The following is a 15,910-nucleotide window of genomic DNA, read 5'->3' on the forward strand; positions in this document are numbered from 1 at the left end:
TCACTCCGCGGTAAGCTGCTTGTTAAGGAATGGCTCGCTCGTCACAATCCCGAGTACTAACTCTTGGGCATGATAGTCGTTCTGTTTAACTCGTTCGACGATCTTCTCGACCGTGCATAAGTCGGACGGCCGAAGCCCTCGACCTAGCGCATAGCCCAGCATCTTTTCCGTCAGATGTCGCACAAACTGATCTTTATTAGCTAGCAAATATGTTTTGAGCCCCGAGAGCCCATCGATCTTCGTCCCGTCGGCCAGTTCGGCGGTCGCGTCCACTTTGCCGCCGGAGTCCTCATCACGCCAGCGTCCCAACTCATCGAAATTTTCAAGGGCAAACCCGATCGGGTCAATTCGATCGTGGCAAGTCGCACAAGTCGGGTTCGCTCGATGCATTTCCAACCGCTCTCGCACTGTTTGTTCTTTTGCAACATGCTCCGATTCCTCCAACGGCGGAACGTCAGGAGGTGGCGGGGGCAGTTCGATGCCCAGCATTTTGTCCAGTACCCAAGCTCCCCGCAGTACCGGGCTGGTCCGTCGCGGATAAGCCGATACGCTCATCACCGCACCACAGCCTAACAAACCACTGCGATTGCGATATTCTTCAGGCAAGAACACCTTCTTCAAATGCTGTTGCAGTTCGCCTTTCTCCGTCTTCAACTCGGATCGCTTGATGCGATACAAATCAGCTAGATCGCCAGTTATGTACGTCCAGTCGGCGTCGATCAAGTCAAGGATGCTGGTATTCGATTGGAGCATCGCTTCGAAAAGATAAACTGGCTGGTTGCGCATCGACGAGATGTGGTTCTCCTGAATCCACGTGTGGATCGCTTTGTCGGGCTGCTTGGCATTGCCCCAGTCGTCTGTGCCCAGCCATTGGCCTACAAAATGAACCATGGAATCATTCAGGTGAGTTCCGCGGCTGGTTATCAAACGTAAGGTTTGTTGCTTTAGAATCTCGGGATCCCGTAACTTTCCATCGTCAGCAACCTGCCGAAGTTCGTCGTCGGGCATCGACGCCCAAAGGAAATAGCTCAGCCGCGAAGCAAGCTCGTGGTCAGTTAATGGTTGAGTTTGACCAGGCATTTCCGGAGCAGCTTCGGCCAAGAACAGAAAGTCGACGGAAACGAGAATGCTGCGCATCGCATAAAAGCTCGCGTCGTTGTAATCTAGCCCTTCCGCGCGAGCGTCTTTGTACAGCTGAAAAAATCGGTCGACCTGTTCAGGCAGCGCAGGTTTACGAAAGGCGCGATCTGCCAGACGTCGTAAGTTCTCGCGAGCAGCTTCATCTTCCGACATCGTTTCGCTGGGCAAGACAGCGAACAGTTTTTCTCGCGCTTTGGAATCTCGCGACGCATACTCCAAAGATTCGGTTGCCGCTTCGACATACTTTTCCGCATGGATCGGCGATATGATCAACGTCTCAGCGGCATTGTTAAAGCCTTCTCCACCAGCGAAATCCTGCGGCAGACTGTGTCCGGCGTCGAAGTGCGTTTCAAGCAAATCGCGGATCGTGTTCGAATACTCGTGACGTGCCAACCGTCGGAACTGAGGCGGGCCAGCTTGTTCGCCTCGCTCAAGAACCGCAGATCGAGTTGCATTGCTGATCCAGTCGACGATCTGCAGACGTGACGCAATCTCAATCTCACCCGACGCTTCGGGCGGCATGGAATGATCAGCTAGGCGTTGACGGACATGCATCCACTCTTCGTAGTGGTCGGTCAACGCGGAAAGATCTCGCAGCCGATCAACGTCAAACGCTCCATCCTCATTATGGCAGTCCGCGCACTTTTGCTGTAACAGCTCAAGCGCCGACTCGTGCGACAGTTCCGCTGGCGCTTGTCCGTTGACCGCATGTGGAGTGACAACGCATGCGAACAAGAACAGCCAACCAACGGAAACGCAGCGACGCAAACGCTGGCGATTGAACGTCAGGCTACAGCGTCGCCAAGGCGCGAAAAGCCGCGATTCTGCACGCTCTCGAAGGCATTCACAGTCTTCCGTAAATTTCAGCATGAATTCTGCAACAACGGGGAGGGACAATGGTGGACGTTGAAAAAGCTGAACGAAGGCTCGTCAGGTTTGCAACGCTGGCTGGCGGGAATCGGCTGGTTCGCTTACGCAAGCCAGCCATTTAGAATGCGAGTACCTACATCGAAACGGCAGGCTAACTCTCGCAATCAGGCGGGATGTCGTCGAAATTATAGCCTACGATCACAAGTTGCGAAACAACGGCAGACCGTTTAATCCCAGACCATTTTGCCATTCAAGCAACCTCGGATAGAAGAATCCTGGTTCGCGACTAGAATGATGCTCGCATCGGACTCTACTAACTGACATCGCACGCAATTTAAATTAAAACCATGGACAAAGGTTCAAGTAAAACACTGCAAGGGAAAAACGCATTGGTAACCGGTGCTGGTCGCGGCATCGGGCAGGGGATTGCTGTTGCACTCGCCAATGCTGGAGTAAACGTAATCGTAAATGACCTGAGATCGCCCGACGAAACAATTCAGATGTGCCAAGCGGCTGGCGTCAAGGCGTCACCTTGTATCGCGGATGTTTCCGACCGGGAAGCGATGGAAGCGGCGGTCGATCAAGTCGTCAACGAGTTTGGTTCGATCGATATCTTGGTGTCCAACGCGGCGTTCAGTGATCGCGAGCTTTTCTACAAAGCGAATTGGGACGGATTTCGCAAGACGATCGATATTTGCATGTGGGGCCCGTACTATTTGGCGCGAGCGGCTGCAAACCACATGATCAAAGCGGGGAAGGGTGGTTCACTTATATTTGTAAGTTCTCCCCATGCTTATTTGGCGATTCCTGGCGCCATGGCTTACAATATGGCCAAGGCGGCACTGGACCAACTGGGGCGAACGGCTGCCGTTGAGCTGGCGGAATTTGGCATACGTTCGAACATTATTCACCCTGGTTGGACCGACACGCCGGGTGAACGCAAGTTTTTCTCCGACGAAGACCTGCAAAATCGTGGAGCTCAACTTCCAATGGGACGGCTCGCAAAACCAGAAGATATCGCCCGAGGCGTTGTCTTTCTGGCGGATCCCAACAGCGAGTATATCACCGGTGCCACGCTTTCAATCGATGGCGGAATCGTTTTGCCTTACCAAGAAATGCATCGGATTCGTGATCGGTAAAAGGATGTAACGTCACCGCATCGCTAAAATCAAACTTTATTTCCCTTTACGACTTTAGAATTAAATCAGATCCGAATCAGGTCTGTTTCCAAGAAGCCGACCTAAATTATGTCAAATCGCAAACTCCAACTGAAAAATGTCCAGACGTTTCGTACCTTGCAAGCTGACGAAGGGCAGACGTTGGCCGCTATGGTCCGCTCGTGGCTACCCGGTTGTTCTTGGACTCAAGCCAAGGATTTGATCGCTTCACGTCACGTTCAAGTCAATGGTAACCTGTGCACCGACGAAGCTCGCCGGCTCAAGATCGATGACGCCGTTCGCGTTTTAGCCAGCAGTGCGCCCAAGCCAGCGACGGCAGCGAATATCAAAATCGCCTTCATGGACCGTTATGTGGTTGTCTTCGAAAAACCAGCAAACGTGACGTCGGTCCGCCATTTTGAAGAGCGGAAAATGCACGTCCGTCGCCGCCAGTTGCAGCCGACCTTGCAAGAATTAGCGCCGGAGTCGATCGCCCGTCAAATGTACGACTTGCGTCACAGTGCTGATACCGACAATAAACGTCGCCGCCGACCTCGAACCGCCTTAGAGACCAAGAGTTTGATCGAAAACGCTGCTCGGCACCACGCAGTGCTAGCCGTCCACCGCCTGGACCGCGACACCAGTGGATTGATCATGTTTGCTCGCGATCAAGACACGGCGATGGCCTTGGGTAAGATGTTCCGCAAACATAGTGTTGAACGTCGCTATCTGGCAGTTGTGCAAGGAGACTGTCCGGCGCAGACTTTGGTAAGCTATATGGTTCGCGATCGCGGTGATGGGCGTCGCGGCAGCACGATCATCAAAAACGGTGTAATCCCCGAAGACGCGCGGCGGGCAGTGACTCATGTGCGCCCGCTTGAAAGGCTTGCTGATGGGAAGTATACGTTGGTAGAATGCAAGTTAGAGACAGGACGTACGCACCAGATCCGAATCCATCTTTCGGAAGCAGGACATATGATCTGCGGCGAAAAGATCTACAATCGAAACCTGCTCGGCGAATTGATCCCCGACAACAGCCACGCTCCGCGGCAAGCACTGCATGCAGGGCGGCTGAAATTTGAGCATCCAATGACCAAAGCAACGATCAGTCTACGGATGGAACTGCCATACGAGATGCAAAAATGGCTCGAAAAACTGCGTAAGTAGGTCGTTTCGCAACCCGGAACTCACTTACTTTCCGGCGGCCTTCTTGTTTACGACGCCTTCTGGATAGGCGCCGTCTAGTTCCAGAACGTTAAGTCGCTTGCCCCAAATACTGCGAACATAAGCGTCGCGGCCTGTGCCTAAGCGATAGCGTGAATAATGCGCTCGGCTCTTGGGCGTTTTTGTGTGATAGTCCTGGTGATAGTCTTCGGCGGGCCAGAAAGTGTCACGTGGCAAAACCGCGACTTGGAGAGGAGCTTTGTAGACGCCCATTTTTTGGATCGTCGACAGAACGCGTTCGGCGTCCGCTTTTTCTTCGTCGTTTGCATAGAAGACGGCGGGGCGATACCCGTCGCCGCGATCAACAAATGCTCCGCCCGGATCGGTCGGGTCGCTATGCTTAACGAGCCATTCTACCAAGCCAGCGTAGGTGACCTTCGTTGGGTCATATTCGACCTGCACAACTTCAATGTGATGCCCGTCGTGATAGGTTTGATAGTTCGGGTTTTCGGTTGTGCCGCCGCTGTAGCCAGATACGACATCAATGACCCCAGGTGCATGTTCAAAATCAGTCTCGACGCACCAGAAGCATCCACCGGCAAAAATTGCCGTAGCGGATTCGGTCTTTGAATCTGCCGGTTTCGCTGTCGGTTCCACTGTGGGTTCTGCCGCCTGCGCACAACCTCTGGCCAGAAGACCGACGAGCAAACATAAAGCCGGATTTAAGAAAGATTTCATTGTAATACTCCACCTCAGGGGAAAATTCCGAGTCCACCGTTCATTATAGCGGTATTGGAACCCAGGATGAAGAGAATCGATTTCGTCCGAAAGCATCGTCCGAAAGCATCGTCCGAAAGCATCGTCCAAGCGCATCATGCAAGCGCATCGTAGCTCGCATCGCCAGAAGCCGGTCGAGCATTGGAGAACTTTGCCGTTTCGCCACGAGCACTGCTGGACAAGCCAGCAGTGGCACCCTTTCCAGTGATCTGTTCGTAGTACCGCCTTCAGGCGGAAGCAAGCGCAACCGAGCGCATCGTAGCTGGCTTCGCCAGAAGCCGGTCGAGCATTGGAAAACTTTGCCATTTCGCCACGAGCACTGCTGGACAAGCCAGCAGTGGCACCCTTTTCCAGTGATCTGTTCGTAGTACCGCCTTCAGGCGGAAGCAAGCGCAACCAATCGAATCGTAGCTGGCTTCACCAGAAGCAGGGGACGCACTGGAGAGCTTTGCCGTTTCGCCACGAGCACTGCTGGGCAAGCCAGCAGTGGCACCCTTTTCAGGGATCTGTTCGTAGTACCGCCTTCAGGCGGACGCACGCGCAACCAAGCGCATCGTAGCTGGCTTCGCCAGAAGCCGGGGACGCACTGGAGAGCTTTTCTGTTTCGCCACGAGCACTGCAGGGCAAGCCAGCAGTGGCACCCGTTTTCAGGATACGCCGACGCTTCAGGAACCCCACCGAACTTCGACCGCGTTCTAGGCGAACGCAGCTACGAAAGCGATTTCTAGGCGAACGCAGCTACGTAAGAGATTTGCAAGCGTCTCGCAGCTACGAAAGCTACTTCGCTGCCACTTTGCGACCTAGAAATGGTAATGCAACGCGACTAGGGCGGCCAAGCCATGCGGGCCAAGTCTTCCCTTTTTGCCGGCAATGCAACTGCCATAACAACGCTTCGTAACCATGTACCATCGAATCGATCGAACCGTGTGTTTGCACCAACATCCGGCCATTGTTGCCCAGTTCTAACGCGAGTCCGCGGTCCTGCAAAATCTTCAGAATTGGCTGCGCAAACGAATCAGGACGTCGATCGTTGACTAAATAGCCCGTATTGTTGTCAATCACACTCTCATATACCGAGCCGACATTGGGTGCAACCGTTGGCACTCCACAGGCGAGCGCTTCCAGGATCGAAACTGGTTTCGCTTCGTTCTTGCTCGTCAGAACAAAAACGTCCGTAGCCGCTAAGTATCGTTCCGTGTTACTGAGCGAACCGAGCAGCCGAACAGAATTTCCGAGCCCTTCAGCAGCAATCGTCGACTCGATCGATGCGCGCTCAGGCCCGTCACCGATGATTAGAAACTTCGTCGCTGGCTGGCTGGCAAGAACACGTTTGGCGACCTGCAAAAAGAGACCGTGGTCTTTCTCCGGCCGTAACGCCGCCACGATTCCTACAACAGGATCGTCCGCAGCGAAACCAAGCTCTTCACGAACATCAGGGCGCAATAATGTGTTTGGCTTGAAGCGTTCCGTATCAATTCCGTTCGGGATGACGAAAATGCGAGAATCAGGCAGTCGTGAAACGTCGCGTAGATAGTCGCGATGTGCTTCGCCGACAGCAATGAACGCATCTGTCCAGGGCGTTAACAATCGATTGGCAAAATTGATCCCATCTGGCCAACCGGTAGAATGTAGTGCCGAAGCCGTTATTCCAACTCCGGCCAATTTGCTGGCAATTCTTCCCCAGAACATTTTGTCCCCAGCGCCGACAGTGATCACCGCGTCGGCCGCGTGGCTCTGGAAAAGGTTCGTTAATCGCGGAAGAATTCGCAGGTCAAACTTACCGCGAGTCAACGAATGGAAGGTCGGAATCGTGTGACTCAACTCTTCGCCCAGCGGCCCAAGTTCCTTTAGGCATACTAAATGAGGTTCGACATGCGCTCGATTGACACGACGAATCAAGTTCGTGAGCAGCGTCTCTGCTCCACCGACATGCATGCTCGTAATGACGAAGAACGTTTTGAGTGGCTTTCCAACGCTATGCATCATGCACCTGGCTCATCATCTCAGCGTCGTTCTTCGCATAGCGAAATTTCGCAGTCCTGCGCAGCTTTCGAGGATCTAGGGTTAGCCAATTCGTCAAGCTAGCCGTACCCGGTTCGCCATGAATTCGCTGAACATGATAGTCATCTTCGCCCGGCCAATTCCACGCACCGTAGGCGCTCAAAAACCCTTGGTAGCCCGATTCAATAACGACATCGATTGCCGCTTGACTCATGTTTTCGGGCAAACCATAAGGAAACGCGAAGTAATCGATACTTTGCCCCGTCCAATCCTGCAGTTGCTTGCGACTATCACTTATCTCAGCGAGCAGAAAAGCTCGGGAGTGTTCTAAGCCGAAGTCTGGGTGCGTTTTTGAATGGCTACCGATCTCTATCCCACGCATGGCCATTTCCTGGACTTGCGCCAGGGTATTGATCGGCAAAGCTCTTCCATTCTTGACATCATGTTGGAATGGAGTCTGATTCATGACGTTGTCTGTCGTCACAAAATACGCACACGGGATATTCCTGTTTATTAGCTCCGGCAGTGCAAATTCGCAATTCTCATGATAGCCATCGTCGAAAGTAATACACGCTTGAATCTGAGATCGAGCTCCGCAACGCTGCGACGATTGAATTTCGGCCAAGGTCGCAAACTGAACGCGGCTCGCAAGCCAATCGAGATGCTTGGCAAAATCGTGGCGATTGATTGACCATGAATTTGGGTGAGAGTCTGCAACGCGATGATAGAACAAGACAGCTGCTGGCAGTTGCTGCTGCGCAGTTAAACTGTCGCGGATGCGCGTGCGCCAACTATGCGTAGCAACTTGGTACGACTGCAACATGCTTTGGCGGATGAGCGACATGGGAGACTCCCAGTATATTACGCGATGACACTTCCGCTCGGATCGTTCCGAACAGTTGATCAACAGGAATCGGGGGATGCGAGCTGATTCACAAATTTCGTTTAAGTGCGAAAGTATTGAACGCTCCTTACGCATGGGCACCGCTGGTTGTGGATGACACGCGTCGAAGTACAGAGAACTCTGCTGGTTTTTCCAGTTGTAGCGGTTAGTTAGTCTCTGCGAGCAACTTTGTGCGCGGTCGGGCGCTAATTCCTGCAGGAGAACCAAGCGACTTTTAGCAGTAGGTTATGGTTGCGGGGAGTTTTCCGTTCATGCTAATACCTATTCTCATCTTTGCGCTGGCACTATCAATATGGTCGTTGACTATATTGAAGTACCATGATTTGCTGCTGGGTAGCGCTATTTTCTTGGTTGTATCAAGCACATTTGGCCCAGACTTTTTCGGTGTTGATGCTGGTGGGCTTACCTGGACGCTTGATCGATTCTGGATCATCTTTCTTGTTGCACAGATTGCATATAACGTCTGGCAGAAAAGGGTTCGGTGGCGCGAGTTGCAGACGGCCGACCTGCTCCTGATTTCATTCACGCTCTGGTTGATCGCTCGAACGGTAAGCCAACCTTTAGGAGAGCAAGTGCCGGGTCAGCCCAATACGCTGATGCACCTGCTAAACGGCTATTTGATACCAATCTTTATTTATCTACTGATTCGATTCTCACGTGTAACACCAAGTTCAATCTACCCTGCAGTCGTCGTCATTTTGTTTTTCGGTGTCTATCTTTCGATCACAGCGGTTCTCGAATCAGCTGGGATGTGGTCGCTTGTCTTTCCAAAGTTTATTGGTGATCCAACGCTGGGCATTCACTTTGGCCGAGCCCGAGGCCCTATGCTGCAATCGGTCCGGCTGGGCGTTTGCTTAAACATGTGCCTAATAACTCTGTGGACCTTCGTATGGTTCCTGCGACGCTATGATCGCTGGGCTTGGACCGTCACCGCGTTCTTAACGCCGCTTTTCTTGTTGGGCATCTTTCTGACGAAGACTCGCAGCATTTGGATGGGGACGATTCTGATTACGCTAATCGCAGTTGTTACGATGCTGCGTGGGAAAGCGAGATCGGTCACCTTGGGAGCGATGATCGTCGGGGGCTTGTTTGGCGCTGTCGTCGTCGGACCGTCGCTCGTCGCCTTCAAACGCGAATACTCGGAAGCGGAGACGCTGGAGAGCACGCGGATGCGCGGGGCGTTTGCATATGTGTCCTACAAAATGTTTTTGGACAAACCGATCGTTGGGTTCGGTTTCAATCAGTTTCAAGTTCATAACCCGCCGTACCTGGATGACCGAACCACTTCCATCAGGCTCGAGTCGATTCGCGGATACGTGCACCATAACTCATATTTGAGTCTGTTGGTCGATTTGGGACTGGTCGGAGTTATCTTTTATGTCGGTGTGAGCGTTGCGTTTTTGCGAACTTTGTGGCGATTGTACTTTAACAAAGCCGCACCTCCATGGGCCCGTGCGACTTCAATTTTTGCGTTGGGCGTCATTGCAAGCCACGGCGTACAGATGGCATTTCACGAGATTTCATTTTCGACCATCGAGCATACGGTCTTGGCAATAGCGTTAGGCATGATGAGCGCATGCTCTAACGATTTTGCCACGAGCCGTTCGTTGGGCTCGCGATGGCTGCGGTGGCGAGCTGCTCGCGAGAAGACGAACGAGGGCTTATACCCGACGGCTTAAATTGGCGATTGGAGAGGATCAGGGATAGCTCGCTCTAGCTGAGGAAACGTTCGCTCCTGCCCGTCGAGCTGGCAGCGGGCGTGTGTTCCCAAGATGACGCGCGGGATAAGAGGGTATGGCCTACGTAGTTCTCTACGCCACTGGTTTGTAATAGAGGCGGAGCCTCGAATGCATTGCGTTCCCAGGCAGAGCCTGGGAACGAGGGGAAGAATCGTCTACAGCAAGTGGCGTTTTCTTAAGTTCGCCATGCCAGTCATCAAATCGCTCACGTTTCCCTTCGCATCGACCAGCGAACTCGCTGGATAGAAAGGCGACGTTTCGGGGTCGGGTTGGTTCCAGAAGACACCATGAACACATGGCTTGGAGATCGCTAACGTCAATGACTCAAAAATTTGTGAACACGAACTTTGCCGAACCAAACCCTGCATCGCCTCTGTACTAGAAGGCGGTGTCGGCAGCCGCCAATCAGAGATCGCCCCATAGCGACTCAGCGACTGCTTCGGCGCTGGGAAGACCTCGCCGCTCATCGAAAGAACGAGCGGTAGTCCAAGAGTGCTCCAGAGATCCAGCAAGTTTGAAAAATCGATGGAATCATGCAGCGGCGTACCGTGCGGCCAGACTCCGTGATTCATCTCCAATACTAAACCATTCAACCCGATATCCGAACGAATCAGTGCATCAGCAAAATGGAGCGGACTGATCGCCTTCTCGTCTTGGCCTAGATACTCGCCGTATGGCATATCGATCCCAAAGACGACGGGCGTCATTGGATCGGCGTTGCGGACCGCTTGCAAGAGGTTGACGGCGAGCAGCATCGTTTGCTCTTCATTCAAGTTCAATTCGTTGGGCGTATTGAAGCCACTTGCCACGTACCAAAGATTCACGCGTCCACGCAACCGTTTGACGATCTCTTCGGCATATTCGCAAGCCGCGTCGACGATCGCTTCGAAATGATCCATGACAAAGAACCACTCCTGGATCGCATGTGGTTGCAAGCTGACCAACGGGCCAGCCAGCACTCGCATCTGCTGATCGGAGCACCAGCCGCATTGCTCTTCCAAGCGTTCGATGTCAAGCCGCCCAGACTTCAAACGAACGTTGTGCCAGCTAGCATCAATCCAGGCGGTATTCAAAACAGGTTTGATCCGTTCGGCCGTCGCATGCCAGTTTTCGTGAAACGGCAACCTGCTGCCCATCAGCGTCGCAAGTTGTCCTTCGTTCTTATTTCGATTCGCTAGCAACTGTCGCGAAAAGGTCTGGCAGAGAAGCCTCGAAGCGGCAAGCTCGTATTCAATCGAATGTTGAGCTGCTTGAGCAGCCGCGTGGTAGTCATCCGCGGCAACAATCGAATCGACGAAATAGTCGCGGGCGAATTCGTACAGCTCGAAAAAGTTTTCCGGCGGTTGAATGCCCCAACGACTCCACTCAGAAAACCGGCTCGACAGCCGATCCATGCCGCCTCGGGCCAATTCCCGAGGTAAAAAATAGGGCTCCTGATTGCACCGGAGCGATGCCGTTGACAATTGCATCGGGCCACGCGTAAGCGTAGGCCATACAATTTGCATTTTGCCCGATTCCTCGATCGCTCGCAGAATCGTCAGCGTATCACCCTTGGTCGTTATTCTGCCAGCCCAGGGCACGCCTTCGATTCCGCTGACATGGGCCGTCGTCAAAAACCGCTCATCGAAGTCGCCTAACCCTGGGATTTTGAATGACATCGATCCCATAGGCATACGGCAGCAGTTCTCAATTCGAATTAGACACGTGAGGCAAGCGCGACATTATACGCAGTTTAGATTGCTGCAGAAGGTGTGTAATCGAGTTGCCGAGCGACAATCGCCGCAGAGCTTGGAATCACCCAAGCTCCGGGGGTAAGCTGCTAGCAGGTACGTTGGATGGCAGCTAACGCCAATCGCCGTAAAGCTAACCGTTCCGCGTTGTCGGGAATGCTTTCCAGGCCAGATAACGCTTCTTCGACGAGCCGATGAGCGCTTGCCCTCGCATATTCGCTAGCATCCGACGCGTCCAACATCGATCGCACCTGGGCGAAATTGTCCTTGGAAAGCTTGCCGTTCAGTAAACCCATCATCGTCTGACAATTCGCCTCAGTCGCAGTCGCCAGGTAACGGAGAATCGGCAGCGTCCACTTGCCGCCTTGCACATCTGAACCGGTCGGCTTGCCGGTTTTCGTCGCATCACCCCAGATATCAAGCCAATCGTCATGGATTTGAAAGGCGATTCCGAGCTTCATACCGAAATCGTACATCTGCTCGCAAAGCTTGAGATCAGCTCCCGCCGACCAAGCACCCAGGCCGCAGCTGATCGCACACAGAGCCCCCGTCTTGCCGGACAACATCTGGAAATACTCTCGCTCCGTAAGCTCGCCCCGCCCGGCTGCACTGCCTTGCTGAATCTCGCCTTCGCAAACTGCTTTCGCTGCGGCCGCCACCCAACGTCCAGGTACCGTCGAATCCCCAGCATTTGCAAGACTGTACGCTTGCGTGAACAGCCAGTCGCCGATCAAGATCGCTCGAGGGACATCCCACTCTTGGTGCAAACTGGACCTATGCCGCCGCATCGTTGCCGCGTCCAAAATATCATCGTGAACCAACGTCGCTGTATGCACCAGTTCGACAACTACCGCCAATCGGATGGCTTGTTCGTTGATCGGCGCGAGCGCCTGGGCCGTCAGTAGTAGAAGTGCCGGCCTTAGTCGCTTGCCCCCCAATTCGGAAACATAGTCCAGCAGCGGTTGAACTGTTTCGCGACGCGATTTGAGCGAATCGTCGAGCAACTGTTCGACGGCGATTAAGGGGTGCTTGATCGTCAACAGCGACCGCGTAAGTTCCGTGCGGTAGTCAAGTCCAATCAGTTCCGGAGCAGCCGCTAAGTTCCCTGGCTTGCTCGGGGCAAGTTCCGCATCGGTATCAGAACGAGCGGGGCCGGGACGGACTTCAGGAACGCTGACCGCGACGGACGAACGACGTTCGAAAACCGTATTTCCGGGGTGAAAGTCGGCTCGAAGCTCGTTTTTGGCTTCAAGGAATTCTTCGGCAAGCATTGCAAATGGGCTCATCGTTTACTCTTCATCGCGTTGGTACATTCCTCGTACACCACCCTGTTTTGTCCACAGTGCCAAGTCGCAGATCGTCATGCTACGATCAATCGACTTCACCATGTCATAAACCGTCAGCAACCCAAGGCTAGCTGCAGTCAGGGCTTCCATTTCCACACCAGTCTTCGCCGTCGCTTTGACTTCCGCCGAGCACTCAAGCTCCGTTGGGCCGAGCCACTGAAAGTCGACTAAGACTTTTTCCAGCGGCACAATATGGCACAACGGAATTAGGCTGCTCGTCTGCTTTGCCGCTTGAATCGCTGCAATTCTAGCGATTTGAAGCACATCGCCCTTCTGCACACCGCCGGCTCGTATCGCCTCTGCGGCTTCGGTCGACATCTGTAAGCGTCCTTTCGCGATGGCAGTGCGAGTGCTGACTGCTTTTTCGGAAACATCTACCATCCGAGCCGAACCGTCTGGCCCCAAATGAGTCAATCCGTTGAACGAATTGTTAGAGTTTTCCAAAGCTGCATTCCTTCAGCAAACACGCGTCTCGCGATCGAGCATCAAGCTGCACATCAAAGCTGACATTGATTAGACCGAGATTTTCGGAACGGGATAACCTGCGAAAAAGTCGCACGCCAAGCCGCTCGGCGATTTGTGTGCACAAATTAGCAGAAAACGCCAAATCTCCCAACAGCTAACGGCCCATTGATTTGGGAGATGAAGAAGCCGGGGTCAAGCGCATCGTAGTTGGCTTCGCCTAGAAGCCGGTCGAGGATTGGAGAGCTTTACCGTTTCGCCACGAGCACTGCTGGACGAGCCAGCAGTGGCACCCTTTTCAGTGATCTGTTCGTAGTACCGCCTTCAGGCGGTCGCACGCGCAACCAAGCGCATCGTAGCTGGCTTCGCCAGAAGCCGGTCGAGCATTGGGTAGCTTTGCTGTTACGCCACAAGCACTGCTGGACAAGCCAGCAGTGGCACCCTCTTCAGGGATCTGTTCGTAGTACCGCCTTCAGGCGGAGGCACGCGCAACCAAGCGCATCGTAGCTGGCTTCGCCTAGAAGCCGGTCAAGCATTGGAGAGCTTTACCGTTTCGCCACGAGCACTGCTGGACAAGCCAGCAGTGGCACCCGTTTTCAGAAACTCAGCACTCGTTTTAGGTCCTCCACAAAACGTTTTAGGTCCTCCACACAAGAGGAAACGCACCGAGCTTCAACCGCGTTCTAGGCGAACGCAGCTACGGGTAGGCTGCTACGGGAACGGACGCGACTTTGCAGCTAAACCTCGGACTCGCTTGGAACGACGAATGGCGCACGATAAGGACGAGTCAACATTGCATCCGCCGCTTCGTTGCCTTCAAAAGTTTCCGTCGTCGGGTTGAACTTCAAGATCGTGCCGACAGTCATCGGTTTGGCTGCCAAGTCGACTTGATTGTCCGCCAAGTGCTGAAGCATACGATCGTAAGTTTCAACCACTTCGCCCGAATTCGAAAGTTTTTCTAGCGTACCAGGTACTTCGTCCATTGGAACTGCCGTTCCTAATCGGTAGGCAATGTTGCCGAGATGGCATAAGCCGCTTGATAGATGTCCTTCCAGAATCGATGCGTTCAACTTGCTAGCGTCGCGCGATTGGACCGCTTGAATAAAGTTGTTGTAATGCAGCTGGTCGTTGCCGCCCTGGAACTTCTTCGTCTCCATGCCATCGGTATCAAACGCCACGGCGGTCGTATAATAGCTCGGGAACACAACATAGCCTTCCGAACCGTAGACGATCAAACCAACTGCCGCTCCTTTGTACGGCTCTGTTTCTAGTCCGCGAACTTCGAAGATAATTCGTTTGTCGCCAAACTCGTGCACAATCATTTGTGTATTCGCTGTTTCGCCGGCATCTTCATAGCCGAAACGACCGCCTAACGAAAAGATCTGATCGCTGAGCTGGTCAACGCCCAGAGCCCAACGGCTGACGTCCATCTGGTGGATGCCTTGGTTACCCAAGTCGCCGTTGCCATAAGCCCATTGCCAGTGCCAGTCATAATGAAACTGAGGACGAGTCACCGGAAGAATTTCCGCTGGGCCACTCCACAAGTCGTAGTCGATATGACCGGGCACGTCGTAGACACCTTTTTCGCCGATCGATGGTCGACGTTTGTAGCACAGTCCGCGGACAAGCCGCACGTCACCAATGCCACCTTTGTGAATGAAGTCGATGGCGTCCAGCATGCCGGTATTCGAACGGCTTTGAGTGCCCGTTTGGACGATTTTTCCATACTTAGCAGCCGCTTGGACAACGCGACGGCCTTCGCTGACGTTGTGCGATACAGGTTTTTCGAGATAAACGTCCTTACCCGCTTGAATCGCCCAGATCGCCGCAAGAGAATGCCAGTGGTTAGGCGTTGCAACAGAAACAGCATCGATTGATTTGTTGTCAAAAATCTCACGCAGGTCGCGGACCCATTCTGGCTTGCGTCCATCTTGGCGTTTAGCCGTATCTTCGCAGCGGCGATAACCGGCTTGTTCATCCGGGTCGCAGATGTGCGTTACAACCGTCTCTTTCGCTTTGGTAAAGCCTTCAATATGCGAGCCACCACGGCCGCCAGCTCCGACAACAGCCACTGAAATCTGGTCGTTCGGCGCGACGCTGCCTTCGGATTCTTGCGCGTATGCGTTGCTAGAGAGGGAATTCGCTGCTTCGGCTGCAGCGATGGCAGCGGCAGTCGTGAGAAGTGTGTCGCTGAGGAATTGTCGTCGACTGGAGGAGTATCGGGAGAAGTCTTTCTTGCTCATCGAGAAGGTCCGTTGGCGAGGTTCGAGGTGGGTTAGTGAGCCCTTAGTATAACAAAAACCTGATGCGCGTGTGGTTGCGATCTCCCGTAGCTGCGTTCGCCTAGAACGCGGTTGCAGCACGGTGCGTTTCCTTAAAAATGGTTGCGTGTCCTGAAAACGAATGTTTAACGTATCCTGATAACGAATGTTTAACGTATTCTGATAACGAATGTTTAACGGGTCCTGAAAAAGGGTGCCACTGCTGGCTTGTCCAGCAGTGCTCGTGGCGAAACGGTAAAGCGTTCCAATGCTTGACCGGCTTCTGGCGAAGCCAGCTACGATGCGCTTGGTTGCGCGTGCCTCCGCCTGAAGGCGGTACTACGAACAGATCCCTAAAA

General features: G+C 53.5%; 11 protein-coding genes. 3 read left to right on the forward strand and 8 right to left on the reverse strand.

Annotation, left to right across the window (positions count from 1 at the left end; genetic code table 11):
- Nucleotides 1-2,010 carry a DUF1588 domain-containing protein gene (locus SH451x_RS08595; RefSeq protein ID WP_479362038.1) on the reverse strand — a complete coding sequence of 670 codons (2,010 nt, stop codon included), beginning with the start codon at nucleotides 2,008-2,010 and terminating at the stop codon, nucleotides 1-3.
- 347 nt (nucleotides 2,011-2,357) lie between these two features.
- Between SH451x_RS08595 and SH451x_RS08600 the strand changes: the two genes are divergently transcribed.
- Nucleotides 2,358-3,149: an SDR family NAD(P)-dependent oxidoreductase gene (locus SH451x_RS08600; protein WP_479362039.1), complete on the forward strand. Its 792-nt coding sequence runs from the start codon at nucleotides 2,358-2,360 to the stop codon at nucleotides 3,147-3,149.
- A gap of 108 nt (nucleotides 3,150-3,257) precedes the next feature.
- Nucleotides 3,258-4,334, forward strand: a complete 1,077-nt coding sequence (locus tag SH451x_RS08605; protein ID WP_479362040.1) for an RluA family pseudouridine synthase — start codon at nucleotides 3,258-3,260, stop codon at nucleotides 4,332-4,334.
- Nucleotides 4,335-4,358: 24 nt separating this feature from the next.
- Here SH451x_RS08605 and msrA read toward each other — a convergent pair whose 3' ends face one another.
- From msrA to SH451x_RS08620, 3 genes are all read right to left on the reverse strand, one after another.
- Entirely contained in the window at nucleotides 4,359-5,069 is a 711-nt protein-coding gene (gene msrA / locus SH451x_RS08610; RefSeq protein ID WP_479362041.1) for a peptide-methionine (S)-S-oxide reductase MsrA, read from the reverse strand.
- 816 nt (nucleotides 5,070-5,885) lie between these two features.
- A complete protein-coding gene (locus SH451x_RS08615; protein WP_479362042.1) occupies nucleotides 5,886-7,094 on the reverse strand; it encodes a glycosyltransferase in 1,209 nt (402 codons plus the stop codon).
- On the reverse strand, nucleotides 7,084-7,953 hold the full coding sequence (locus SH451x_RS08620) for a polysaccharide deacetylase family protein (RefSeq protein WP_479362043.1): 870 nt from the start codon (nucleotides 7,951-7,953) through the stop codon (nucleotides 7,084-7,086). Before SH451x_RS08620 ends, SH451x_RS08615 begins: the two co-directional genes overlap by 11 nt.
- A 311-nt stretch (nucleotides 7,954-8,264) precedes the next feature.
- Here SH451x_RS08620 and SH451x_RS08625 point away from each other — a divergent pair, with 311 nt between their 5' ends.
- On the forward strand, nucleotides 8,265-9,692 hold the full coding sequence (locus SH451x_RS08625; RefSeq protein ID WP_479362044.1) for an O-antigen ligase family protein: 1,428 nt from the start codon (nucleotides 8,265-8,267) through the stop codon (nucleotides 9,690-9,692).
- Between the two features lie 215 nt (nucleotides 9,693-9,907).
- Here SH451x_RS08625 and SH451x_RS08630 read toward each other — a convergent pair whose 3' ends face one another.
- The 4 genes from SH451x_RS08630 to SH451x_RS08645 form a co-directional block, all read right to left on the reverse strand.
- Nucleotides 9,908-11,410, reverse strand: coding sequence for a hypothetical protein (locus tag SH451x_RS08630; protein WP_479362045.1), 1,503 nt, complete (start codon nucleotides 11,408-11,410; stop codon nucleotides 9,908-9,910).
- A gap of 161 nt (nucleotides 11,411-11,571) precedes the next feature.
- Entirely contained in the window at nucleotides 11,572-12,768 is a 1,197-nt protein-coding gene (locus SH451x_RS08635; protein ID WP_479362046.1) for a polyprenyl synthetase family protein, read from the reverse strand.
- A gap of 3 nt (nucleotides 12,769-12,771) precedes the next feature.
- Nucleotides 12,772-13,272, reverse strand: a complete 501-nt coding sequence (moaC, locus tag SH451x_RS08640; RefSeq protein WP_479362047.1) for a cyclic pyranopterin monophosphate synthase MoaC — start codon at nucleotides 13,270-13,272, stop codon at nucleotides 12,772-12,774.
- Between the two features lie 755 nt (nucleotides 13,273-14,027).
- Nucleotides 14,028-15,533, reverse strand: coding sequence for a Gfo/Idh/MocA family protein (locus SH451x_RS08645; protein ID WP_479362048.1), 1,506 nt, complete (start codon nucleotides 15,531-15,533; stop codon nucleotides 14,028-14,030).
- Between the last annotated feature and the right edge of the window lie 377 nt (nucleotides 15,534-15,910).

The sequence above is a fragment of the Njordella aestuarii genome, from assembly GCF_056494165.1.